This is a genomic window from Dyadobacter subterraneus (assembly GCF_015221875.1).
In the GTDB taxonomy this organism is placed as follows: Bacteria; Bacteroidota; Bacteroidia; order Cytophagales; family Spirosomataceae; genus Dyadobacter; species Dyadobacter subterraneus.
In genome coordinates, this window is the sequence record NZ_JACYGY010000002.1 from 1164360 (window position 1) to 1188325 (window position 23966).

At 39.2% G+C, this 23966-nt stretch carries 18 protein-coding genes; 8 read left to right on the top strand and 10 right to left on the bottom strand.

The annotated features are described in order from the left end of the window. Positions 1-21: 21 nt before the first annotated feature. The 5 genes from IEE83_RS30405 to ettA all read right to left on the bottom strand — a co-directional run bounded on the left by IEE83_RS30405 (position 22) and on the right by ettA (position 7960). Positions 22-570 (bottom strand): LOG family protein, encoded by a 549-nt coding sequence (locus IEE83_RS30405; RefSeq protein ID WP_194124472.1) that lies wholly within the window; start codon positions 568-570, stop codon positions 22-24. Positions 571-596: 26 nt separating this feature from the next. Then, complete coding sequence (locus tag IEE83_RS30410) at positions 597-1979, bottom strand: UDP-N-acetylmuramate--L-alanine ligase (RefSeq protein ID WP_194124473.1); 1383 nt, start codon at positions 1977-1979, stop codon at positions 597-599. A gap of 159 nt (positions 1980-2138) precedes the next feature. After that, positions 2139-4418: a T9SS type A sorting domain-containing protein gene (locus IEE83_RS30415; RefSeq protein WP_194124474.1), complete on the bottom strand. Its 2280-nt coding sequence runs from the start codon at positions 4416-4418 to the stop codon at positions 2139-2141. A gap of 359 nt (positions 4419-4777) precedes the next feature. After that, complete coding sequence (locus IEE83_RS30420; RefSeq protein ID WP_194124475.1) at positions 4778-5959, bottom strand: hypothetical protein; 1182 nt, start codon at positions 5957-5959, stop codon at positions 4778-4780. A gap of 333 nt (positions 5960-6292) precedes the next feature. Then, complete coding sequence (ettA, locus tag IEE83_RS30425; protein WP_194124476.1) at positions 6293-7960, bottom strand: energy-dependent translational throttle protein EttA; 1668 nt, start codon at positions 7958-7960, stop codon at positions 6293-6295. 70 nt (positions 7961-8030) lie between these two features. Between ettA and IEE83_RS30430 the strand changes: the two genes are divergently transcribed. Then, positions 8031-9311, top strand: a complete 1281-nt coding sequence (locus IEE83_RS30430; protein WP_194124477.1) for a DUF349 domain-containing protein — start codon at positions 8031-8033, stop codon at positions 9309-9311. On the opposite strand, the gene IEE83_RS30435 is transcribed toward IEE83_RS30430, so the two are convergent. After that, positions 9297-10358 (bottom strand): LacI family DNA-binding transcriptional regulator, encoded by a 1062-nt coding sequence (locus IEE83_RS30435; protein ID WP_262893275.1) that lies wholly within the window; start codon positions 10356-10358, stop codon positions 9297-9299. The genes IEE83_RS30430 and IEE83_RS30435 overlap by 15 nt on opposite strands. Positions 10359-10611: 253 nt before the next feature. Here IEE83_RS30435 and IEE83_RS30440 point away from each other — a divergent pair, with 253 nt between their 5' ends. The 5 genes from IEE83_RS30440 to IEE83_RS30460 all read left to right on the top strand — a co-directional run bounded on the left by IEE83_RS30440 (position 10612) and on the right by IEE83_RS30460 (position 16171). Further along, on the top strand, positions 10612-11223 hold the full coding sequence (locus tag IEE83_RS30440; protein ID WP_194124479.1) for an RNA polymerase sigma-70 factor: 612 nt from the start codon (positions 10612-10614) through the stop codon (positions 11221-11223). A 246-nt stretch (positions 11224-11469) separates the two neighbouring features. Next, complete coding sequence (uxuA, locus tag IEE83_RS30445; RefSeq protein WP_194124480.1) at positions 11470-12657, top strand: mannonate dehydratase; 1188 nt, start codon at positions 11470-11472, stop codon at positions 12655-12657. Between the two features lie 90 nt (positions 12658-12747). Then, the gene (gene uxaC, locus IEE83_RS30450) at positions 12748-14175 is read left to right on the top strand and encodes a glucuronate isomerase (protein WP_194124481.1); all 1428 of its coding nucleotides are present in this window, start codon (positions 12748-12750) and stop codon (positions 14173-14175) included. Positions 14176-14336: 161 nt separating this feature from the next. Next, positions 14337-15332, top strand: a complete 996-nt coding sequence (locus IEE83_RS30455; RefSeq protein WP_194124482.1) for a sugar kinase — start codon at positions 14337-14339, stop codon at positions 15330-15332. A 164-nt stretch (positions 15333-15496) separates the two neighbouring features. Beyond that, positions 15497-16171: a bifunctional 4-hydroxy-2-oxoglutarate aldolase/2-dehydro-3-deoxy-phosphogluconate aldolase gene (locus IEE83_RS30460; protein WP_228102143.1), complete on the top strand. Its 675-nt coding sequence runs from the start codon at positions 15497-15499 to the stop codon at positions 16169-16171. A gap of 84 nt (positions 16172-16255) precedes the next feature. Here IEE83_RS30460 and IEE83_RS30465 read toward each other — a convergent pair whose 3' ends face one another. The 3 genes from IEE83_RS30465 to IEE83_RS30475 form a co-directional block, all read right to left on the bottom strand. Beyond that, entirely contained in the window at positions 16256-16660 is a 405-nt protein-coding gene (locus IEE83_RS30465; RefSeq protein WP_194124483.1) for a hypothetical protein, read from the bottom strand. Between the two features lie 354 nt (positions 16661-17014). Beyond that, positions 17015-17377 carry a Uma2 family endonuclease gene (locus IEE83_RS33105; protein ID WP_228102144.1) on the bottom strand — a complete coding sequence of 121 codons (363 nt, stop codon included), beginning with the start codon at positions 17375-17377 and terminating at the stop codon, positions 17015-17017. Positions 17378-17510: 133 nt separating this feature from the next. After that, the gene (locus tag IEE83_RS30475) at positions 17511-19952 is read right to left on the bottom strand and encodes a helix-turn-helix domain-containing protein (protein WP_194124485.1); all 2442 of its coding nucleotides are present in this window, start codon (positions 19950-19952) and stop codon (positions 17511-17513) included. Between the two features lie 113 nt (positions 19953-20065). Here IEE83_RS30475 and IEE83_RS30480 point away from each other — a divergent pair, with 113 nt between their 5' ends. Both IEE83_RS30480 and IEE83_RS30485 read left to right on the top strand, forming a co-directional pair. Next, positions 20066-21469 (top strand): alpha/beta hydrolase family protein, encoded by a 1404-nt coding sequence (locus tag IEE83_RS30480; RefSeq protein ID WP_194124486.1) that lies wholly within the window; start codon positions 20066-20068, stop codon positions 21467-21469. Between the two features lie 7 nt (positions 21470-21476). Next, positions 21477-22196 carry a DUF3784 domain-containing protein gene (locus IEE83_RS30485; protein ID WP_194124487.1) on the top strand — a complete coding sequence of 240 codons (720 nt, stop codon included), beginning with the start codon at positions 21477-21479 and terminating at the stop codon, positions 22194-22196. Between the two features lie 250 nt (positions 22197-22446). Here IEE83_RS30485 and IEE83_RS30490 read toward each other — a convergent pair whose 3' ends face one another. After that, complete coding sequence (locus tag IEE83_RS30490; protein ID WP_194124488.1) at positions 22447-23937, bottom strand: tagaturonate reductase; 1491 nt, start codon at positions 23935-23937, stop codon at positions 22447-22449. Positions 23938-23966 lie beyond the last annotated feature (29 nt).

A 23966-nucleotide genomic window follows, 5' to 3' on the forward strand; every position in this document is an offset into this window, starting at 1 on the left:
ATCTTGCCGCTTATTTTCTTTTCAATTTTTGTAAAATGCTTCCATTTTTTCGAGAAGTTCAGGAGCATTATCGGCAACCAGAAGTAATTCCCGGTTTTCAATATGTAAAAATCCTTCTTCAACTGTCTTGTCCAAATGAGCCAGGAGATGATCGTAAAAGCCATTGATATTTAAAAGCCCGATCGGACCTTTAAATATTTTTAACTGCGACCAGGTAAGTATTTCAAATAATTCATCCAGTGTTCCAAATCCGCCTGGTAAAGCAATGACGCCATCTGATAATGAAACCATTTTCGCTTTACGCTCATGCATGGTTTCGACAAAATGAAGTTCGGTCAGAGTTTTATTTGCCACTTCCAGCTGTGCCAGAAAATTTGGAATAATTCCCGTTGCAGACCCTTCATTTTCCATCGCGCCATCCGAAACACGGCCCATCAGCCCCATATTTCCGCCGCCATATATCAGTTTGATATTTTTCTTTGCCAGCTCCCGGCCAAGTTCATAAGCTTTTTCACTGTAAATGGCCTTTGAACCAAAATTTGAACCGCAGTAAACTACTATGGATTGCATTTTTTCTAATTTAAAGACGGCAATATTTATTTAAGGATCCTTTCTGCCAGTAACTTGAAATCAAGTTCTCCAAAAGTTCCGGAGCTCATTAATAGCAAATTGGTATTTTTCCATTCCTGCTCTTCCAGGAAATCGACCAGTTTTTTGCTATCTGTAAACACATTCAGATCTTCTCTTTTGAAAGCTTCCCGAATATCCGATTCTGTTATCGGTTCCAGTCTTTTATGTTCTAACGTCAGAGGATTGTAATAAACGATCGCAACATCCGCTGCATTCATTTTTCTACGGTATTGTTTCAAAAATGTTTTGTTCAAACTGCTGAAAGTATGTAGTTCGGCAGCGGCAATTAATTTACGATCCGGAAATTGTGCTTTTACAGCAGCTGTTGTGGCTTCAACTTTAGAAGGCGCGTGGGCAAAGTCCCTGTAAATATTTACATTATCATTACTTCCAAGCAATTCCATACGTTTTGAAGCACCTTTAAACGACTGGATTGCGGTATAAAATGCTTCGTCAGTAAGGCCCAATCTTTCGCAAATTGCTTTGGCGCCACTGATGTTTTTCATATTATGTTCACCAAAAATCAAAACAGGTATATCTCCATTTTCTATGGTTATCAGGAAAGTATTACCGTTTTCAATTTTGTAAGGATGCGCCTCATACGGAACACTTACTACATCAGCACGCTCTTTTTGACCAATTACATCCAGCATATCGTCAGTTTGATCAAAAACAATAGCACCTGCTTTTGGAATGGAATCCGCAAGCAGTTCAAATTGTTTTACGTAAGATTCCCAGGTCGGGAAAACATTGTAATGATCCCAGGCAATACCGCTGATAAGTGCCATATGCGGCTGGTAATGCATGAATTTTGGTGTTCTGTCCAGCGGTGATGTGAAATATTCATCTCCTTCAATGACAATAACGGGAGCATCATCAGAAAGTTTCACCATATTTTCAAAACCTTCTATCTGAGCACCAACCAGATAATTGAAAACACGTTTGTTGAAATTCAGAACATGCAGAATCATGGAAGTGATAGTTGTTTTACCATGACTTCCGGCAATAACAACGCGCTGTTTGTCGACGCTTTGTTCAAAAATATATTCAGGATATGAATAAACTTTAATACCCAATTCCTGTGCTTTTTTTAATTCAGGATTATCTTCTCTTGCATGCATTCCTAAAATCACTGATTCAAGATCAGCCGTAATTTTTTCCGGGAACCAGCCTGTTTCGGCTGGCAAGAGATTGTGTTTTGCCAGGCGGCTGACCGATGGCTCATAAATTTCGTCATCGGATCCGGTAACGATGTAGCCTTTTTGGTGTAATGCAATGGCAAGATTGTGCATAACGCTCCCGCCTATGGAGATGAAATGTATTTTTCTGGATGAAGTATTCTGACTCATTATTTATTATCGTAATGGCTGATTAGAAGCGAAGTTAACAAGAATTGATCTTTGGGCAAATGACAGATGAAATGCAGCTGGTAAAAATAGTCAAACCTGAATAGAAAAAGCGGCTATCCGTTTTTACGAAAGCCGCTTTTTCTAAATAATTTGAAACAATTAACCTCTTTTCACAAATTTCTGAGTTTCCTGAGAACCACTCGTATGAACGAGCCTCAGGACATATGCTCCGGGTGTAAGTTGGCTCACATTAATTTCTGGCCCTGCCTTATTATCGGATTCATATATTACGGCTCCGGACAGGTTAATAATTTGTACTTTGTCAATTTTACTCCAATCGTCGGCTGTGATGGTCAATTTGTTCACGGCAGGATTTGGATAAATAATTGCCAGATTTCCTGTTTCAAATATTACGCTCTGAATGCGGCTGTAAGCATAGGATCCGTCATTGTCAATCATTTTTAACCGGTAGAGATTTTCTCCGTTTAGGGGCTGTGCATCAGTAAAAGAATATTTTGAAAGCGTTTGATTTGTTTCACCATTTGCTTTTACAGTTCCCAAGGTTTCCCAGCTTTTTCCATCAGTACCGTGCTCGATATCGAATCGGTCGCTGTTTACCTCCATGGTAGTTGCCCAATTTAACAAAGCTGTTTTTTCTGATTTTGTTGCTGTAAAACTGGTTAAAGTTACGGGTAGGGGATCTCCAACTGCAAGTGATGTTGTAGCTATTTTAGCGCTGCATCCGTCACGATTGGTTTTTACGGTATATACATAATTTCCATTCGCCGACGGAGCTTGAATTTCAATAGATGATCCGGTTTTATTGATCGCGCCCTCACCATTCCAGGTATATTTTACGTCATCGCACTCTCCGCCGGCACAATTTACGGACAGCGTAGTTGTTTTTCCTGCCGCAGGTTTATCATCAGAAGTCGCGGCCTGGATAGTAAAAGTACAAGGCAGTAAATTATTGCTGTCCCAAAGATTATCCCAATAGCCATCGTCTGACATTTTAAATGACTTAGGAAGAGCATCTGTGCTTGCCCAGTTTGCACCACCTGTATCGTTCCATTGCTGAAAAAGGTTTTTATCGGTAAAAACGGTAGGGAAAATGTTAATAGGTACAGAAGCAGCGCGTTTCGGAGCTTTATAATTTCTTCCAACATATTGGGCTTTAATCAATGCCAGTGCAGGAGCAAGCTGGTTCATCGCGTCGTCAGAATAGTACATTGCCAGATGAATATAGTCCGCACCATGTTTGTAACCTCTCGGCATCCACTCGTATGGGATATTCCAATTAATTCCAGATCCGCTCGACTGTTCTCCCAAATCTTCCGGATCAAATTCGATTGCTGCTATTTTATCCGGATTTGTTCCTTTAAGCACATCCAGCGCTAATATTTTTTTCTGAAGATCATATTGATTTGTTCCATCAGATGTATATATCCCATCTGCCAGTTCCAATGCCAGAGGCAGCGTACTATTATGAAGGTGCGACAAATTTCCCTGCGGTGTACCGAAATCAGAAATAAAATAAAGAACTTTTATAGAAGGACTATGGCTTTTTACAATATTGTAAAAACCCTGGAATTTTTTCAAAAGCCCCCAGCCGGCAAAACGATGTAAATCTCTTCCCATGTCAGAATTATAATTTCCGTCAGTAGGCTGGGAAGCTGAACTTATGTTAACTTTTTGATTTCCCCAAGTGGCCACGGTTTGATTTGGGAAACGAAGCGGCAAGAATTTGGTTCTCCATGATTCCAAAGCTTTTTGTTCAAAAAAGCCCGGATCGGGCCCGGAACTTCCGCTGTTGAATGGAATAGCATATTCCTCTGCAGGGCTGTTGCCCATTTCAACATATAACAACTTCGGATAGTAATCTTTAATTTGCGTAAGGACATCATCCACAAAGGCGTTAAACCGGGTTTGTGCATAATCCGAAAAAATAGAAGGACAGGTATATGCAATTTCTGATCGCACCAATGCTCCGTATTTAGTTTGTGCAACATCGGAACTGCCAAAGTAAGTATCATTCCAGTATCCGGCGCGTTGATACGGAAAGTGCAGTGCAAACTTCATCCCGGGCTTTAACTCAGTAAGCGCTTTTACTGCTGCTATCATTTTTGCACGTTGATAATTGCCGGGAGTTGGCTCATATTGATTCCATTCAATGTGCAGACGAACCGCGGTAACGCTGGCATCCTGACCGTTGTATGTTAAGTTGGCAAACCTTTTGATGTAGACCCACTGATCGCTATTGATGCCGTTAGCCTCGTCCTTACTAAACCCGTAGCCAGTTGTATTCAATATAATTTCGGGTTGCGCCAAAAGTTTTGAATTACAAATGCCAAGGACAAAAAGAATGCCTAAAACAGTTTTAAGAATTTTTTCTAACCTTAAAGAGTAAATACTTAAAGTTGAGTAGTGTTTTCCGTACATATGATTAAACGTATGGTATGTAATTTGACATCGCAGTTTAAACATACTACATTCTCGTAGAATTTATACTATCAATGTAATTCTTACTTTACGTTTAAAACCAATATTTAGATGGCAATTTTTGAGGAATTGGAAAAAAAGGGCCCGTTTTAATTCTTTTTGTTTGAATAGTACAATGAAATATTCTATTTATTCAAAAATAATTTTTTCTATTTCGATTAAAAAAATAGAAAAATTATTAAACGGTAGCAGTATACTGATGAATATTGTTATGAAGGTTGGCGTTCATAGAATGAATTGTGTCAAAATAAGAAGTAACTTGAGTTGTCAAAACTGAGGTATTTCCCATTCCGGTATTATCAAAAGTTGTATATTAAATTTTTAATAACAGTTTTAATTTCCGGATAAGAGGCTAGTGTCCATGGAATATTCCGGGGGAAAAATATTAAAAACTGAGTAGGAGTGAGAATACAGATTATGGCAGAAAGATAAAAAATCAAGTCGTACTTCTGTAATTTATTTTTTGCAAGAATAGCCGCACAAATAATAAATATCGGGAAGGCGTATGACAGACTCCTGGTTATATCAAAAACACTGTAAGCTACGAGGATATGTATGCCTGTAATGCTCAAAAGCAATATCGAGAGGAAATATTTTCTTTGGGAAATCAACGTGAATAACGCGATCAAAAAAATTAACCATAAACCTTCAAACGTTAAAAATACACCTATAATCCGATTGTTGATTTGGTAAGGTATTAAATCAAATCCTGCGTCAGCACCCTCTCCTAAAGGAGTGTTAAGTTTTAAGAAATAAGAGAGGGAAATTCTTATTGTTGCATATATGATCCCTGATAACAGTACGATAGAGGAATTATTCTTTAAATTAATTTTTATAACTTCATACAAACGGGTGGTAACAAAGTTATTTTCATTTAGTAAGTGAAAAATATATACTGAATATAAGGCAATTACAGCACGTTCATCTGTCCAGCAAGCAAGCTGCGAAGCTATGAGTATACCAGTCTTGTTAGTATAATACATACTTAGCATTAAAAAGAAATAGGCGTACCCATCAAACCAAAAGTCATAATCCCAAAAGAAGCTGTTGGTAACGTAAATGGCTGAAAAAGAAACGACTAAAAGAAAAGCCATTAGGTTATTAGCAAACCTTTTTATTGTTTTTATCAGCAGAAAGAAAAATGGTAATAACAGCGATGACTGTATTATATAAACGACGATGACGCCCTTGCCCTTGCCGATCAAATGAGTTCCGGATAGTTTAGCTATTAGAGGAGCCGTTAACCTAAATGCTATTTTTGCTCCATGGCTTTTGGTGTCGCCCAAAAGAGAAGGTGATAACGGATGTTCAATTTTTTCAAAAAAGTAGGCGTAGGTTGTTACAGGAGAGCCATCATTTAATATTTCAATGTATTTGGGGAAAGTGGTTGAAAAAACAAGCAAAAATAAAAAGATAGCTATTTTTATTTGGCCGTAACGCTTGTTCATCAAGGAGTTTAGCATTAATAGGCTCTGTTTCATGCGTACAAAGGTTTCTGTAAGGCCGATAAACTAATACAGAGGAAAAGAGCTATGCCTGTTGCTTACGGCACTGTGAGATTTGCCGGAAAAGTTTCGATTTAAAGGTGGGAATGGGGTGTGCATTAAAGTAAAATACTGTTAGTTTGATCGAATTTATACTGTAAAACTCGTCATTATTATTTTACTTTTCACCGCATAGAGTAAAAAATGGATAAATTAATTTAAGCTATTTTAGGTTAGTGAAATTTTTTTGTAGAATATTTTCGGTTCAAAACTAAAATAACCTCCAAACGAATATAATCATACCAATTTGGAGGTTATTTTAATTGTAATTTACACCAGTTTTTTATATTTAATCCTGGTTGGCGTAGCTTCTGTACCTAACCTCTTTTTCCTGTTTTCTTCATATTCTGAGAAGTTTCCTTCAAACCAGTAAACCTGGGAATCGCCTTCAAAAGCCAGGATATGTGTGGCTACTCTGTCGAGAAACCACCGGTCGTGGGAGATGATTACGGCGCAGCCTGCAAAGTTTTCCAAACCTTCTTCCAAAGCACGAAGTGTATTGATATCCAGGTCATTGGTTGGCTCATCGAGTAATAAAAGATTCCCGCCTTCCTTCAAAGTCATGGCCAGATGGACACGGTTTCTTTCTCCGCCAGAAAGCGTTCCTACCTTTTTCTCCTGATCACCACCACCAAAATTAAACCGGCTGACATATGCCCGCGCGTTGGATTGTTTACCCGCCATCATGATCCAGTCATTTCCGTCTGCGATACTTTGATAAACGGTTTTGGCAGGATCCAGATTATCATGTTCCTGATCCACATAAGCGAGTTGAACGGTGTCTCCAACGTCAAAATGGCCATGTAATGGTTTCAATTCGCCGGTAATCAATTTGAATAAAGTGGTTTTACCAGCACCGTTTGGTCCGATAATTCCGACAATACCATTTGGTGGTAAGGCAAAATTTAGGTTTTCGTATAATAAACGGTCTCCAAAGCCCATAGAAACGTCATGTGCTTCGATAACTTTGTTACCTAAACGTGGGCCAGCCGGGATAAAGATTTCCAGTTTTTCTTCTTTTTCTCTGCCTTCTTCACCCAGCAATCTTTCATAAGCTCCCAAACGTGCCTTGGATTTTGCCTGACGACCCTTGGTGCCCATACGTACCCATTCAAGCTCACGTGCAAGGGTTTTTTGGCGCTTCGATTCTGTCTTTTCTTCTTTTTTCAGACGCTCCTGTTTTTGTTCCAGCCAGGAAGTATAATTTCCTTTCCATGGAATACCTTCGCCGCGGTCAAGTTCAAGAATCCAGCCAGCTACGTTATCCAGGAAGTACCTGTCGTGGGTTACTGCGATTACAGTTCCTTTATATTGTCTTAAATGTTCTTCAAGCCAAAGTACTGATTCAGCATCCAAATGGTTGGTTGGTTCATCAAGTAATAATACATCTGGCTGACGAAGTAAAAGACGGCACATCGCTACCCGGCGTTTTTCTCCACCGGACAAAGTTCCAACCAGCGCATCCGAAGGAGGGCAACGCAAAGCGTCCATCGCAACTTCCAGACGGTTGTCGAGATTCCAGGCATCAGTCGCATCCAGTTTTTCCTGAACGGTACCTTGTCTTTCTAATAATTTGTCAAAATCAGCATCTTCCTCGCCGAACGCTTCGTTGATCTGGTCATATTCTTTCAAAAGATCTACAATTTCCTGTACACCTTCTTCCACAACTTCGCGAACGGTTTTGGTCGGATCAAGCTTAGGTTCCTGTTCCAGCATGCCAACAGAATAGCCAGGAGAAAACACAACGTCCCCCTGAATGTCTTTATCTATACCTGCAATGACGCGTAAAAGTGTAGATTTACCAGAGCCATTTAACCCTAGTACACCAATTTTAGCTCCATAAAAAAAGGATAAATAAATATTTTTTATGATATGTCGGTTGGGGGGAATGATTTTGTTAACTCCCGACATTGAGAAAATAATGGTTTCGTTACTCATTTTTTAGTTAATTTGTGCTTAGCAAATATCGTTATAATCCCTACACTTAGCAGATAAAAAACTTGAAAGAATGGAAAATGCCACATTGAATGATGAATACGGCTATGTTAAAGACAGCAAAGTATTTTTAAAGGGGTATTTAGAGTACCCGGATCGGCAAATTGGAGAAGTAAAAAGGACGGAACAAGAAGCGATCGATTATTTCAAAAACCGTTTTTCTATCGTACTTAATAAGGTAGAACAACTGGAATCTGAAATTGATGAAGCGCTCAACAAAGGTTCTTACTTGACAAAGCTTATACAGTTGCAACGAAAACTGATAAGTTTTGACGCATTGGGAGATTTCGTCCCTCTGTTAGAAAGGCTTCAGGAGAAGGAAGAGTATTTGCGGGGTTTAATTGAAATTAATCAATTAAAAAACCTTGAAATCAAACGCGCACTGATTGAAGACGTAAAAGTGGCTGCTGCCATTGAAGATTATGCAGCGGCAACGGATCAGATTCAGGAAATTAAAGCAAAGTGGATTAGGACGGGTCCGGTTGAAAAAGAATTCCAGGATGAAGTAGAAGTTACTTTTCAGGAAATTCTTGACAGTTTCTTTCAGAGACGCCGTGATTATTTTGATGAACAGAATAAAATTAATCAGGAACGTATCGATGAATATGAGCGTCTGATTAAAATTACAAAAACGCTGAGTTATTCACGCGATCTTGATGATGCCTATAATAAGGCACGCGAAGTGAGGGTTGCATGGAATAATGTGGGAGAGGTTCCTCCAAAAAGATTCTTTAAGGTAAATAAAGCTTACCGCCATTTCCTTAAATTATTTTATGACAAGTACAATCTTGCCAAAGGTATCGAACCTAAGGTGCGTGTTGACCCAAGAATTGTGGAACAACAGGCATTGCTGGCTCGCGCTGAAACTTTGTTAAGACAAAAAGATATTGTAGAAGCGTCGCAGGAAGCGAAAGTGTTGTTGAGCAAATGGAAAGAAATTAAAATTCCTTTCAAACTTGCCGACAAAGAATTGGCTGAACGTTTCCGTTCTGTTTGTGACAAGATTTTTGAGCTTAGTTATCTGGCCCGTGTGATCAGCCGTAAATATCCAGCTTTCGAAATGAAAAGCGAAGAAGAACAACTTCGTACGAAATTGAGAGAATTGGAATGGCTTGCCAAACGTGAGAAAAGCGATCTTGAATTCGCGATTATAGAGTTTGACAGAACAGCAACCGGCGATCCTGAGCAAGACAAACAAGCCCAGGGACGTATCAATATCCAGAAACGTAAAGTAGCAATGAAAGAAAGAATTTTGTCTGAGTTTGAAAGAAAATTGAAATCAATCACCAATTGATTCTTTCATAGACGATTTTCTGATTATAAGATTAGAAGTAAGCACCCTGGTTTCGAAAGCGGCCGGGGTGCTTTTGCTTTCTATAAGGTCTAATAATAATGTTGCAGCCAGTTGTCCCATTTCAAAAGAAGGCTGCGCAACGGAACTAAGTGGCGGATCTAAAAGGGAAGAAATGGCAAGATCGGAAAAGCCGACAATAGCAACATCATCCGGCATCCGGTAACCCAATTGACGCAAAGCCCAGTGAACGCCGAACGCAATCCGGTCGCTTGCTGCAAAAATTGCATCCGGACGATTTCTTAAAGCCATGAGCTGATAAGCCCGTTCAGTTCCTCCTGCCTGATTATATTCGCTGCTGACTACCCACTCATCATGTAATTCCAGACCATTATTTGTCAATGCATCCTGATAACCTTTCAATCTGTTTTGACTTATAGAGAGATTTGGCGGTCCCGCAATATGTGCGATACTTTTACATCCGCGACTAATTAAATGTTCTGTGGCTTCATAAGCACCTTTATAATCATCCACCCGGACTTTATGACTTGGCATGGTTTCGCTTACCCTGTCAAAAAATACGACAGGAATTCCCTGTTCCTGTAACTCGACGAAATGATCATGATTTTCAGTCTGACTGGAAATAGAAACGATTAGTCCATCAACACGTCTTGTAGCAATATGCTTGGTATCAGCCAATTCCCGTTCATAAGACTCATGACTTTGGTAAATCATGGTGTGGTAGCCCCGGCTGTAAGCAATATCTTCAACACCGCCAATGGCAGTAGAAAAAAATGCATTGGCAATATCCGGAACAATGATACCCAGCGTTTGCGTCCGGTTTCTCAATAAACTTAATGCAATCGGATTAGGAGAATAATTGAGTGATTCTGCCAAAGCAATAACTCTCTTCTTTGTCTCTTCACTAATTTCCGGACTATCACGCAGTGCTCTTGAAACTGTTGATTTTGAAACATTTAACTGTCTAGCTATTTCCTTAATAGTAATCGAAGCTTTTCTCATAAAGAAGAGGATATCAGAATAATGCAATTATAATATTTAATCTTTGAAATGCACCAGACTCAAATTTGGAGCGAAATTCAAATTATTTTTCTCTGTTCCGGGAAATTTGTATTTCCGGGAACGGTTTCGGGAACGGTTGCGTAAATATATTGATTTTTTTCAAGATTTATTTTTGTATATCAACGAACCAATCATTAAACTAGACGAACAATAGCAGTAGTTGCACTGAATGGTGCGTACAATAATCTGAGAATTCTTCTATAACCTATACCAAATGTTGATGGAAACGAAATCGTTTACTAATGTATTACCAGCTGTTTATTCTCAGAAAAGTCTTCTGGAAAATTTGTTTGGTAAGGTAGTCGCCAATGGAGATTATTTAGCTTTTCGTGAATTGTTTACACATCACTATCGCTCCCTTTGCAATTATGCGATGCGGGTAGTGGTTACAAGAGAAATTGCGGAGGAAGTAGTTTCGGACGTTTTTGTAAAACTTTGGAAGAACCGGGAACAAATTGAAGTTCATACTTCCTTTCAGGCTTACATATACAGAGCAGTTCGGAATCAGGCGCTGGATTATTTGAAACTGAAAATTCATCGTCAAAATGAGCGTGAATCTCTTGACAATGTACAGTGGAATCTGACGCATGCAGATCATTATACGCCCATTGAAGAAATGGCCTTTAACGAATTCTACGAACGCGTTGAAGGATGCATTCAGGATTTGCCACGCCAATGTCAGGTCATTTTCAGACTGAGCCGTGAAGAAGGTTTACGCTATCGTGATATCGCAGAACGTTTAAAAATCTCAGTCAAAACCGTAGAAACACAGATGAGCCGGGCTCTGAAAGTGTTGCGGGAAAGAGTTCCGGAGCATAAGTTGGTAGCATAGAGGCTTTCGGCTATCAGCGGTCAGCTTTTGGCTTTTGAGGACAATGGCCAGAATCTTAATTACTTCAATTTTTTATAAAAGGAATAAATTTTATTAAATGCTGCTAACTTGAAGCTATATTGGATTGCCAAAAGCTGAATGCTATTGGCTGAAAATAGCTTAATAATTTATTACAACTAAATCCGCTGAGAAGTTGGAAGCTTAACGGTTATTAGCCGAAAGTTGAAAGCCGACAGCTATTAATCTATGTCTTTAGAACAAACTTGGCGCTGGTTTGGCCCAAATGATCCTGTTTCGCTGCAGGATATCCGTCAGGCGGGAGCTACGGGAATTGTATCCGCTTTACATCATATACCCAACGGCGTTGTCTGGGAAATTGATGAAATCCTGAATCGTAAAGAAATTATTGAAGCTGCGGGTTTAACATGGTCCGTTGTTGAAAGTGTCCCGGTTCATGAAGCGATTAAAACGCGGACCGGAGATTTTGAAAAATATATCCAGAATTATCAGAAATCGCTAATCAATCTTGGTAAATGTGGAATTGATACCGTTTGCTACAATTTTATGCCAATTCTGGATTGGACAAGGACCGATCTGGATGCACCTATGCACGATGGTTCGACTGGTTTAAGATTTGACGCGACACAATTTGCTGCTTTTGATCTTTACATATTAAGGAGAGAAAATGCAGAAGATCAATATAGTGAAGCACAGAGGACGGCTGCATTAACCTGGCTCGAAAAAGCTAGCGGAGACGACGTGAATAAGCTTACCCGAAATATTATAGCCGGTTTACCTGGCTCTGAGGAAAGTTTTACGATTGAAGAATTCCGTCAGGTTTTAAGCACTTACAAAAATATTGGCGATCTGGAATTGCGTACACATTTGTACCAGTTTATTCAGGCTATCGCACCAGTTGCGGAATCGGCAGGAATAAATCTGGCTATTCATCCGGACGATCCTCCTTATCCGATTCTGGGTTTGCCGCGTGTGGTAAGTACGGAAAATGACGCATCGCTATTATTGGCAGCTTATGACAGCAAGGCGAACGGACTTTGTTTTTGTACCGGTTCCTATGGTGTCAGGGTTGATAATGATCTTTCAGGCATGGTTAACCGTTTGGGTGATAAAATAAATTTCATCCATTTGCGTGCTACAAGCCGGGAACCGGATGGAAGTTTCTATGAAGCCGATCATTTGAATGGTGATGTGGATATGTATGCCGTAATGCATGCCTTGATTTTGGAGCAAAAAAGAAGGATTTCTGAAAACAGAAAAGATTTAAGAATGCCTTTCCGCCCCGATCATGGCCACAGAATGCTGGATGATTTAACCGCTACAAAACGGATGAATCCTGGTTATACGGCGATTGGAAGGTTACGAGGCTTGGCAGAATTGCGTGGTTTGGAGATGGGAATCGAAAGAGGATTATAATTTTTTTCGGGTAACAAACAGAAATTGTCGTCATAGAATTGCAACAATAAATTGCTTTGAACCGACGAACGATATATTATTTAATCAGCAATGGTAGCCACAAATACGACCGCACAGAAAACGTTTATTGACGAAGATTTTCTCTTACGTTCCGAAACTGCACGCATATTATATCATGATTATGCGAAAGAAATGCCGATCATTGATTACCACTGCCACCTGCCTCCGGATCAGATTGCCCAGGATAAACAGTTTGAAAACCTGACGCAGATATGGCTATATGGTGATCATTACAAATGGCGTGCGATGCGTGCCAATGGCATCAACGAAAAATATTGCACAGGAAATGCCAGCGACTTGGAAAAGTTTGAGCAATGGGCAGCAACAGTTCCGTACACGATGCGTAACCCATTATATCACTGGACGCACCTGGAATTGTTACGGTATTTTGATATTGATATCCTGCTGAATAAAGATACAGCACGTGAAATTTATGACGAATGTTCCGAAAAATTAAAACAGAAAGATTACAGCGTTCGTAATCTTCTGCGCCGGATGAATGTGAAGGTAATTTGTACAACAGATGACCCAACGGATTCTCTCGAACATCATCAGATCATCGCAGACAGCGATTTTGATATAAAAGTATTGCCAACTTTCCGCCCGGACAAAGCGATGTTATTAATCGATTCCCCGGCTGAATTTCAGCAATACCTCAATAAATTATTTGAGCTTTCCGGGGTATCAAATGGCAGTACTTATGAAGATTTGCTTGCTGCGCTAAAAAATCGTCATGACTTTTTTGCTGAAATGGGCGGACGATTATCAGATCACGGTCTGGAACATATTTATGCCTCTTTTGATGAATCTGCGGCACGCACAGCATTGGCAGAAACATTATCAGGAAAAACCAGTTCCGCTGAGTTGCGGACCGCTTTCAAATCGGTTTTGTTATATGATCTTGCCAAAATGGATCATAGCAAAGACTGGGCGCAACAGTTTCATTTGGGTGCATTGAGAAATAACAATTCCCGGATGTTAAGTACGCTTGGTCCGGATACGGGCTGGGATTCTATCGGAGATTATAGCCAGGCTGAGGCATTATCGAAGTTTTTGAACAAACTGGATTCAACAGACCAATTGGCAAAAACGGTTTTATATAATCTAAATCCGGGTGATAATGAAGTACTCGCAACGATGACCGGAAATTTCAATGACGGAACGGTACCCGGAAAAATGCAATTCGGCTCAGGCTGGTGGTTTTTAGATCAAAAAGATGGCATGGAAAAGCAAATGAACGCACTTTCCAACATCGGACTTTTGAGTCGATTTGTAGGTATGCTGACCGATTCCAGAAGTTTCTTGTCTTATCCGCGTCATGAATATTTCCGCCGCATACTTTGTAACCTGATCGGTAACGATGTAGAAAACGGCGAATTGCCGAAAGATCTTCCCTGGCTTGGAAAACTGGTTCAGGATATTTCTTATAACAATGCCAAAAATTACTTTGGTTTTTGAAGGTAGGTAATTGTTTTCAAAACCTTCTTGCAGAAAGCCGGTCTGATTTTGGAAATCGGCCGGCTTTTGGTATAACTTAGCGGTCAGTTATTTAAATACTATTCCGGTATTGAAATAAATACTGACCTAACCATTTCTGATTAAAATTGAAAAAGTAGTTTATGTCTAAAATAGTAACTTTTGGGGAAGTTTTAATGCGTCTGTCAACCCCCGGCTTTTCCCGTTTTGAACAAGCAAGACAATTGGATGTTACCTATGCAGGCGGTGAAGCAAACGTAGCTTCTGCACTCGCTTACTGGGGTCACCACACAGCTCACGTAACCCGTTTTCCGGATTCTCCGATCGGGCGATCGGCTGCACAATATCTTCATTTTCATGGTGTTGATATTTCCAATATTATTTATGGCGGTCCAAGAATGGCCGTTTATTTCCTGGAAACCGGTGCTGCTTTAAGAGCAAGTCAAATCGTATATGACCGTGTGAATTCATCATTAGCGACTATTGATCCGAGCGAACTGAACTGGGACGAAATATTGAAAGATGCAGATTGGTTTCACTGGGCTGGTATTACACCTGCACTTTCTCAGGGAGCTGCGGATGCTTGTCTGGCTGGAATTGAGGCTGCAAGAAGAAAAGGTATTACTGTTTCCGGAGATATTTTTTACCGTGCCAATTTGTGGAAATATGGTAAAAAACCTTCCGATGTACTTCCTGCACTTACCGCCGGAACAGATATCGTCATTGCTAACCGCGAGAATATCAGTGAAATATTTGGTATTGAAGGGAAAGATTTTGTTGAATCCTGTGTTAACCTAAAAGCAGCTTTCCCACAAGTAAGCCGCGTTATTGATACCAAAAGAACTTCCATCAGCGCAACACATAATTTGTTAAGAGCCTATTTATGGAACGGCGAATCGGTACTGGAAACAGCGGATATTGATATCAACCCAATCGTGGACAGAGTAGGAGGTGGAGATGCCTTTATTGCAGGATTGATCCATGGATTAATCACTTTCAATGATGAACAAAAAGCATTGGAATTTGGTGTTGCAGCTTCCGCTTTGAAACATACCATTGAGGGAGATGCGCTGATTTCAACCATTGCAGAAGTTGAAGCAATCCGTCAGGGAGAAACTTCGGGAAGAATTAGAAGATAGATTAACAAATATAGAGAGCACAATTGAATTCAATAAATAAAAGATCGCAATAGGCGAAAGGTGCAGAGCACTAAAATATTTGTAGAAATCAAATAAGCTCGATCTGGTTAAAGGTGCAGAGCACCGTAATAATATACAGATCTCAAAAAATTTGAAATAACATTATGGCAACAATAGATAAAGATACCACCATCATTTTGATGAATGAAACAGGCTTATTGCCGCTTTTTTATCATGCAGATATTGAGGTAGCAAAAGCGGTTCTCACAGCCAGTTATAAAGGCGGAGCCCGCGCATTTGAATTTACAAACCGCGGAGAAAATGCTTACGAAGTTTTTATAGACTTAATCGCTTACAGCCTTGAAAATCTTCCGGGATTAGCTTTGGGAATTGGTACCGTTTATGACGCAGAAACGGCTCAGAAATACGTTGATGCCGGGGCGGATTTCGTCGTAGCGCCTTTTACCAATCCGGAAGTTGGACAAGTTTGTCTTAAAGCAAATATTCCCTGGATTCCGGGAATTGCTACGTTGACAGAAATTTTCCATGCATTAAAAGGCGGAGCGGAAGTTGTAAAATTATTTCCTGGTGAAGTTTACGGTTCTGCTTTCGTAAAAGCAGTAAAAGGCCCGATGCCTCATGTGAAAATTGTGGTAACAGGTGGCGTTGCTCCAACAAAAGAAAGCATAGAAGAATGGTTTGGCGCCGGCGCTTATGGCGTTGGAATGGGTTCAAATCTTTTCCCAAAAAATGTGATCAGCGAAGGAAATTATGCCTGGATTGAGCAGAAAGTTGCTGAAAGTATACAGTTGATTAAGGAGTTTCGGGCGAAGGCTTAATTTATAAATTATGTTCAAGAAAAAGGCTCAACTGGAAATTTTCTGGTTGAGCTTCTTTCTTATATTAATATCTCAGATCTATATTTATTCACGTTCAAAAGGGCTTCCACGTAAAGTGGGTGCAATAATAAAATAACTTTTATCAGTAGTTTGTGTTATAGACTTCAAGCTGGATATAAGGTATAACATTTGGAGCAAGTGCGACTTTAAAGCTTCTTCTTTTGCGTTACAATCGGAATTTATTCCCACATCAATAAAAGGATACTCAAACCAACAAAAATCTTTTTGCTTCGTATGTTTGGGAATGATCCAGTGCCCTTCTGTTTTCTGAATATTAGCAATAATTTTTTTAGCCATTTCAACGGGAAAAGTGCTGTTATTGTAACTTACACTATCTACTTTGCCCAAATAATTGACCCGAAAAAAAAATTGGCTTCCATATATTTTGCAGTCGTTATTTGAAAATATATAAGAAACACCCTCTGACAAATAATCGGATAAATTAATTTCAGTTCCTCGGAAAGGATGGATTTTTCCGGATTTAAATTCTGGATGCCAGGATTTATTTTGGGCGAAAACTATGGAAGGAAAAGCCGAAGTTAGAATAAATAGAAAAAACCGCCGATTCGAAAACATATCTTATTGGTCTATGAAGTGCAAACCAATAGTAAACAGATTTGTAATTGTTTACAATCTAATGATATTGTATAGTCGATCTTTTCATAAAATTGTTGAAAATCATTATTGACTTAGTACTCCAAAATTTTACTCAACCGAACAGAAAAATCTACCAAAATATCTTCCCCAAAAATCAATTCATCAAATAAACAAGTTTTTACCTCTTCACCAGGTTTGTAAATACGATAGCTGCTCTTCTGTCGAAACAAGCCATGCAAGTCTCACACCGTTTTCTATCCATTTCAACATTTTAATGTGAAGATCTTTAAGGCTGTCTGTTTCCGATTTTAATTCGATAGTGAAATCCGGTGTTAAATGCGGAAAAGATTTCTTTTCAGACATAGACAATGCATTCCAGCGATCTATTCTAATCCAGGCAACGTCAGGAATGTGCATGGAAGTATCAGCTAGAAAATAGCCACAACCTGATCCAAATATTTTACCCGAATTGGTTTTTCTATTCCATATCCCGATTTGACCAATTAATTCACTTTTATTGGCACTAGTTAATACCGAAACTGAAATCATTTTAAAAAAAGCTGGCCGTTATTATCTCGTTCAATAATTAAATCCGGATTGGCCAAACTTAATTCGAGTAGCTCTTTATATGAAAAAACCGGAATGCCGGGAAGATTAAATGGAATAATCATGACGAATTATTTTACACTCCCAAGAACTCCAAATGCTTCAAAGCCGCCCGTAATTCTGTATATGTCACATCATCACTTAACGCTGCTTTTGCTTCATTCAAAGTGACCTGTTTGTTTTCCATGAAGTAGTCAATCACTTTATTGATCTTCTCTTTTGGGAAAATATCGAAAATGTCCAGTTCGCCGGTGCCGATGTAATGTGCCAGATGCGTTTCAATTATAGTTACGCCCAAACCTCTTTCCTCTGCGATTTCTTCAACCGTTTTTCCTGAATTAAAAAGATCAAAACTTACTTTTTTCGTATCCGTTTTTTCTTTTGTGAGCGAAAGCTGGTTGGTATTTTTTTCAATCTGATTGTCTTCACAATAAGTAACAATCATGGTTACCAGCTCCTTGCCAAATTGCTTGACCTTCGTTTTTCCAATTCCTTTAACAGATTCCAATTCAGCAAGTGTTGTTGGTAATTTCGATACCAATTCTTCCAATGCTTTTTGCGGCAGAATGATATAAACAGGAACATCTTTTTCTGTCGCCAGATTATTCCGCCAGTCGCGAATGGTTTTATATAACTCCGCGTTTGGAATATTTTTAAGTGCTGCGGCGGCTTTGGTAACAGGTGTTACAGTTTTTATACTAACCTTAAAATCTATATCAGCATTGGACTTAGCCCTCAGATAAGCCGCGACATTGAAAGCCTCTTTACATGCTTCCATCACTGTCCTCTTTATAAATACAGCCCGCTGAAAGTTTTCCAGAGCTTGTTCCACTACTTTTTTTACAGCGATATTATCAACATCGATTTCAAGCGCGCGACTTTCCGGATAAATGGATTGCTCGATTTTATCATAAAAATAAACACAGCCTTTTTGAACCCGGGCACTCAGATTTTCATTTTCTTCCGGTAAACCAGCTTCTGTAAAAAACTGATTCAGCTGATTTTTAAACTTATCCGAAACAATAAAAATATCCTGATCTGCCGTGGCCTGAATCAATTTTAAAGTGATCTTGACCGAATTATTGATGACATTTTCATGCTCCGCAATAACCCTGTTCAGTCTAGAAAAGGCATATTTCATTTCACTGAAATCAAATAATTCGAGAAGTAGCGAGCGCTGAAAATTCATTTTCGAATTTGTAAGCTGATCGCTGTCCGGTTCATTTGCACTGGCATCTTTGGTATAAGCCGCTACCGTTCCGTCGGTTTTTACGCTGTTTTGAGAAATCGGTGTGCGCAAAACCATACCTTCAAAACTTTTACAACGGCTGAGCGCTACATAAACCTGTCCGTGTGCAAATGAATTATTTGCGTCGATAATCGCTTTTTCGAACGTCAAACCCTGACTTTTGTGAATGGTAATCGCCCAGGCAAGTTTTAAAGGATACTGGACAAAACTGCCAATTACCTGCTCGTCAATTTCCTTTGTCTGCGGATTTAAAGCGTATTTGATATTTTTCCATTCAGCGGGATGGACATCAATTTCAGTATAATCACCTTTACATTTTACAAAAATCGTATCGTTATCGAAACGTGTTACCGTACCGATTTTGCCGTTATAATAAAGCTTGTCACGCGAAGAATCATTTTTGACAAACATAACCTGCGAACCAATTTTCAAAGCCAGACTTTGCTCTGTCGGATAAGCAAATTGTGGGAAATCGTCGTGGATTTGCGCTTCAAAATGTTTGGTTTTGCCTTTGAGCTCTTCCAGTTTTTCACTGTTTATTTCCTGCGCGGTATTATTATGCGTTGTTAAAGTGATATAACCTTCGTCTTCCGCCGGTTTGAAATTGGGAATATAACGTTCGTTTAAAGCTGCCAGACTGATTTTGTCCAGCTGATTTTCACGAATTTTATTCAACAGATCAATAAAAAAAGTATCCGATTGGCGGTAAATATGTTTTAACTCAATCCTAACCGGGTCCGTTTGTCGGAGTGCGTTACTGCTGAAAAAGAAAACGGTATCGTAATACGGTTTCAGCATATTCCATTCTTCATCCTTAATGACAGGAGAAAGCTGGTGCAAGTCGCCGATCATGAGCAATTGCGTACCACCAAATGGTTTATTCCGGTCTTTGTATTTTCTTAAAACTTCATCAATTCCATCCAGCATATCTGCCCGCACCATACTGATTTCATCAATCACAAGCAGATCCAGACTTTTGATCAGGTTTATTTTTTCCTTGTTAAACCGGCTGTAACGTTGCTCATTCGGATTGCTTTCCGGAATATACGGGCCAAATGGTAACTGGAAAAAAGAATGTATCGTTACGCCGCCGGCATTAATGGCAGCTACTCCCGTAGGTGCCACAATTGCCATTCTTTTGTGAAGCGTTTTTTTAAGATTATGCAAAAAAGTAGTTTTTCCCGTTCCTGCTTTTCCGGTTAAAAAGATGTTTTTATTGGTGTTATGAACGAATTGAGCCGCTAATTCCAGTTGTGTGTTTTGCTCCATGATGGTTATTTGATTCCAATTATCACATTCTTGTTTACTTTCTCTTTTCTTTAAACGTAATTGCTTATGCTATCAAAAGCCAGAAAGATTTACCACTTCACAAATATATCATAATGAAAAACACATTACTATCCGCATTCCTAATACTCATATCTTTTACGGTTTTCGCCCAGGATATCTCGGGACAATGGAATGGAATTTTAAAATTACCTGGCGCTCAGTTGAGATTGGTCGTGAACTTCACAAAGACGCCAACCGGATTCAGTGCAACGCTTGATAGTCCTGACCAGGGGGCGAATGGAATTCCGGTGAATACTGTTGATTACAGTCATCCAATTTTAAAATTGACAATGACGAGCCTGAATGCAGAATATAGTGGAGCACTGGATGCTGAAAATAATTTTAAAGGTATTTTCAAGCAAAATGGTCAGGCATTTCCACTGGATCTTTCCCGGAAAGTCATCGAAAAAGTTGCGATTGTAAGGCCTCAGGATCCTGTCAAGCCTTATCCATATTATTCGGAAGATGTCAAGTTTCTGAATGAAAAGGATAAGATCACGCTGGCCGGTACACTGACATTACCAAAGAAGGAAGGGAATTACCCGGCGGTAATTCTGATTTCCGGAAGCGGACCGCAAAATCGCGATGAAGAATTAGCAGGTCATAAACCTTTCCTGGTCTTGTCCGATTATCTTACTAAAAACGGCATTGCTGTTTTAAGATATGATGACCGTGGAACTGCGCAATCGACAGGAGATTTTGCATTGGGTACAACCAAAGATTTTGCTTCCGATGTGGAATCTGCTATTGCTTATTTAAAGACAAGAAAAGAAATTAATAATAAGAAAATCGGCTTGATCGGGCATAGTGAAGGCGGTTTGATCGCTCCTATGGTGGCAGTTGATTCAAAAGATGTTGCTTTTATTGTTTTGCTTGCCGGGCCAGGACTTACAGGAGAAGATATTTTGATAAAACAATCACGTTTGATTGGGAAGGCGAATGGTTTAAGTGATGATGAACTCAACCAGGCAGATCAGACTAACAAAAAAATATATGGAATTCTAAAAGAGAAAACGGATCTGAATGAAATTAAAAAAGAATTGACTGTCATTTTCGACGATGCATTAAATCAAATTCCTGCCGCAAATCAGCCACCAGCAGAACAAAAAACGGCATATGTTTCCCAAGCAGTTAACAGGATTGCGACGCCTTGGTTTAAATTTTTTGTAAGTTATGATCCTGTGCCGGCTTTGGAAAAGGTGAAATGCCCGGTTTTGGCTTTTAATGGAGAGAAGGATCTTCAGGTACCTCCAAAAGAGGATCTGGAAACGATAAAAATGGCTCTTGAAAAAGGTGGAAATAAAAACGTTACCACGAAATTGTTACCAAATCTGAATCATCTTTTTCAGGAAAGCACAACTGGTTCTCCGACTGAATATGATAAAATTGAACAAACATTTTCTCCGGTTGCATTAATTGAGATTTCTGATTGGATCAAAAAAACAGTTTTGAAATAATGAGATCATGATAATTCCTGCAATACTCCTTTCCGTAGTTTTTGTTTCCATGGGATTTCTGGTGACGAAAAATAATGCCAGATATATTCTTTCGGGCTATAATATGATGTCGGAACAGCAGCGGTCGCTAGTTGATATGGATGGATATTTGCGATTTTTCAAACAATTTCATCTTCATCTGGGGATTTCTGTTTTTGCCCTTGTGATGATTGTAGGCACGTTTAACGCGAATTTTGCTGCTATCATTTTGGGAACGTATCCGCTATTGGCTTATTGTTATTTTGTATTAAAAGGGAATAGATATTTTCCTGATATTAAAAACCGTAGAATTTGGACCAAAGTTACGGTAGGAATTTTATTTCTGACAACTTGTGGTGTTGGCTATCTTTTTTTCAACGGGTTTAAGAATAATGAGATATTGCTGGAAGAAAATAATCTGAAAATAACAGGAATGTATGGCGAGAAAATCAGTCGTGATAAAATTCTGGATGTCAAAATAGTTGATGAGTTACCGAAAATTACAATGAAGTCAAATGGTTTTGCGGCAGGCGATTTCAGGAAGGGTTATTTCAAAACGAAAGACAGGAAGACAATTAAGCTTTTTGTTAATAAAAGGGAAAAGCAAATTTTGTTGCTTAATACTATGGAGGGAGATGTTTATTTTAGTTCGAGCGATGTGGATTCCGAAGATTTGTTTTTGAGGATTGAAAAGTGGAGGAGGCTTTGAGAATTAATAAATGGATTACGACATCAGATTATGCCAAGAATAATCATTTGGCAATAGCTAGAGTACATAACTGGATTTCCAGAGGTGTTATTCCAAAAGATTGTTTTATTGTAGTTCCTGAACTAAATCATTTGAAATTGATAAAAAATCAATCATACGAAACGCGTGCTACCAAATAATTTGAAGCTTATTGCAACAAAAAAACCACTTGCTAATTATCAACAAGTGGTTTTTTACATTCTAGTAAATGTTAATTAATTATCGTTTCTTTCTTCGAAAGCAATTCCAGGTTTTCCGTTACCGCGTTTGAAAAACCAGGTAGGGAAGTCAAATTAGCACCCCATAAAGATTCGTCACTTAACACTTTCTGAACCAATTCGGAAAGTGTTTCAGCGGCGTCCCACTTTTCTGCAAAATAGGCGGCTGAATCGCAGCGGATCGGATACAGTTCACCGTTTCGTTCACCCGAATAAATACCTTCCAGGAATTGCGTAGATTTCATAAACAGTAAAAAAGCAGCAAATCCTTTGGCAAAAAGTACCGGAACTTCACTGGATTTTTGATAGTGATTCAGCAGTGTAGGGATATTACGCATCTTCATTTTTGCTGTATACTGAACAGTAATATCAATCAGCTGGTGACGGATAAAAGGATTTCTGAAACGATCCAGAACCTGATTTCCGAATTCCTGAGCACGCCCCGGATCCACTTCGTATGGAATTGCCGGAGCTAATTCTTTCAGCATAACACCAGCTATAAATTCGGATGTTTCAGGATTTTCCATGCTTTCGCGAACTGTGTTTAATCCATGTAAAAAACACAAACCGGAAGCCAATGTATGCGTTCCATTAAGCAAACGTAGTTTTAATTCCCTGAAAAGATCAATATTCGGTTCGATGACAACGCCGTTATCAGCTTGTGCAAAGCTCAGAACAGATTTTACATGTGCATCACCTTCAATTGCCCACAAACTGTAAACTTCTGAAACGATTAATAGATCATCTTTATAACCTGATTTTTCTGATAATTCGGCAACTGTTTCCGCATCAGGTTTTCCGGGAACGATCCGGTCGACAAGTGAATTACAGAATTGATTATGCTGTTCAAGCCAATTTATAAAATCATCACCCAAATTATGTTCCTGTGCTTGTTTTAAAACGATCTCACGCAGTTTCGTACCATTTCCAACAATTAATTCCGTAGGTACAATCACCATTCCGGATTCTGCCGTGCCTTGAAAGGCTTTAAAACGCTCAAATAAAAAAGCAGTCAATTTTCCGGGAAAAGAGGTTGGGGGAGAAGCCTGCAAATTATCTTCCACAAACTGAATACCGACTTCTGTTGTGTTGGAAATGACAATCTGTATTTCCGGATTATGCGCACATTCCAGAATTTCAGCCCAGTGATTACTTGCCGAAAGTGTTCTGCTGATGGCAGTATTAATCACCGTTTCATCAATATGTTCTCCATTTTGAATTCCTCTTATACCGTGAGAAAAAATATTTTTCTGCGTTTCAAAAGCATCGGCACTGCCTTGTGAAGTTGATTTTACAACGACAATCCGGCCATTAAAAATATTTTGCTGATTGGCTTTATTGACGAAGTAATCAGGGAGTCCACGTAAAAGTACGCCTGTACCGAACTGGATTATTTTTTCCGGTAAAGCCAATAGTTTATCTAAGTCGGGATATAATTCAGGACGTTGTTTTAATAACTCGGGAGATAGCTGGGATACGGTCATTTTTGTAAATTTCTTGTTCAGGAATATGA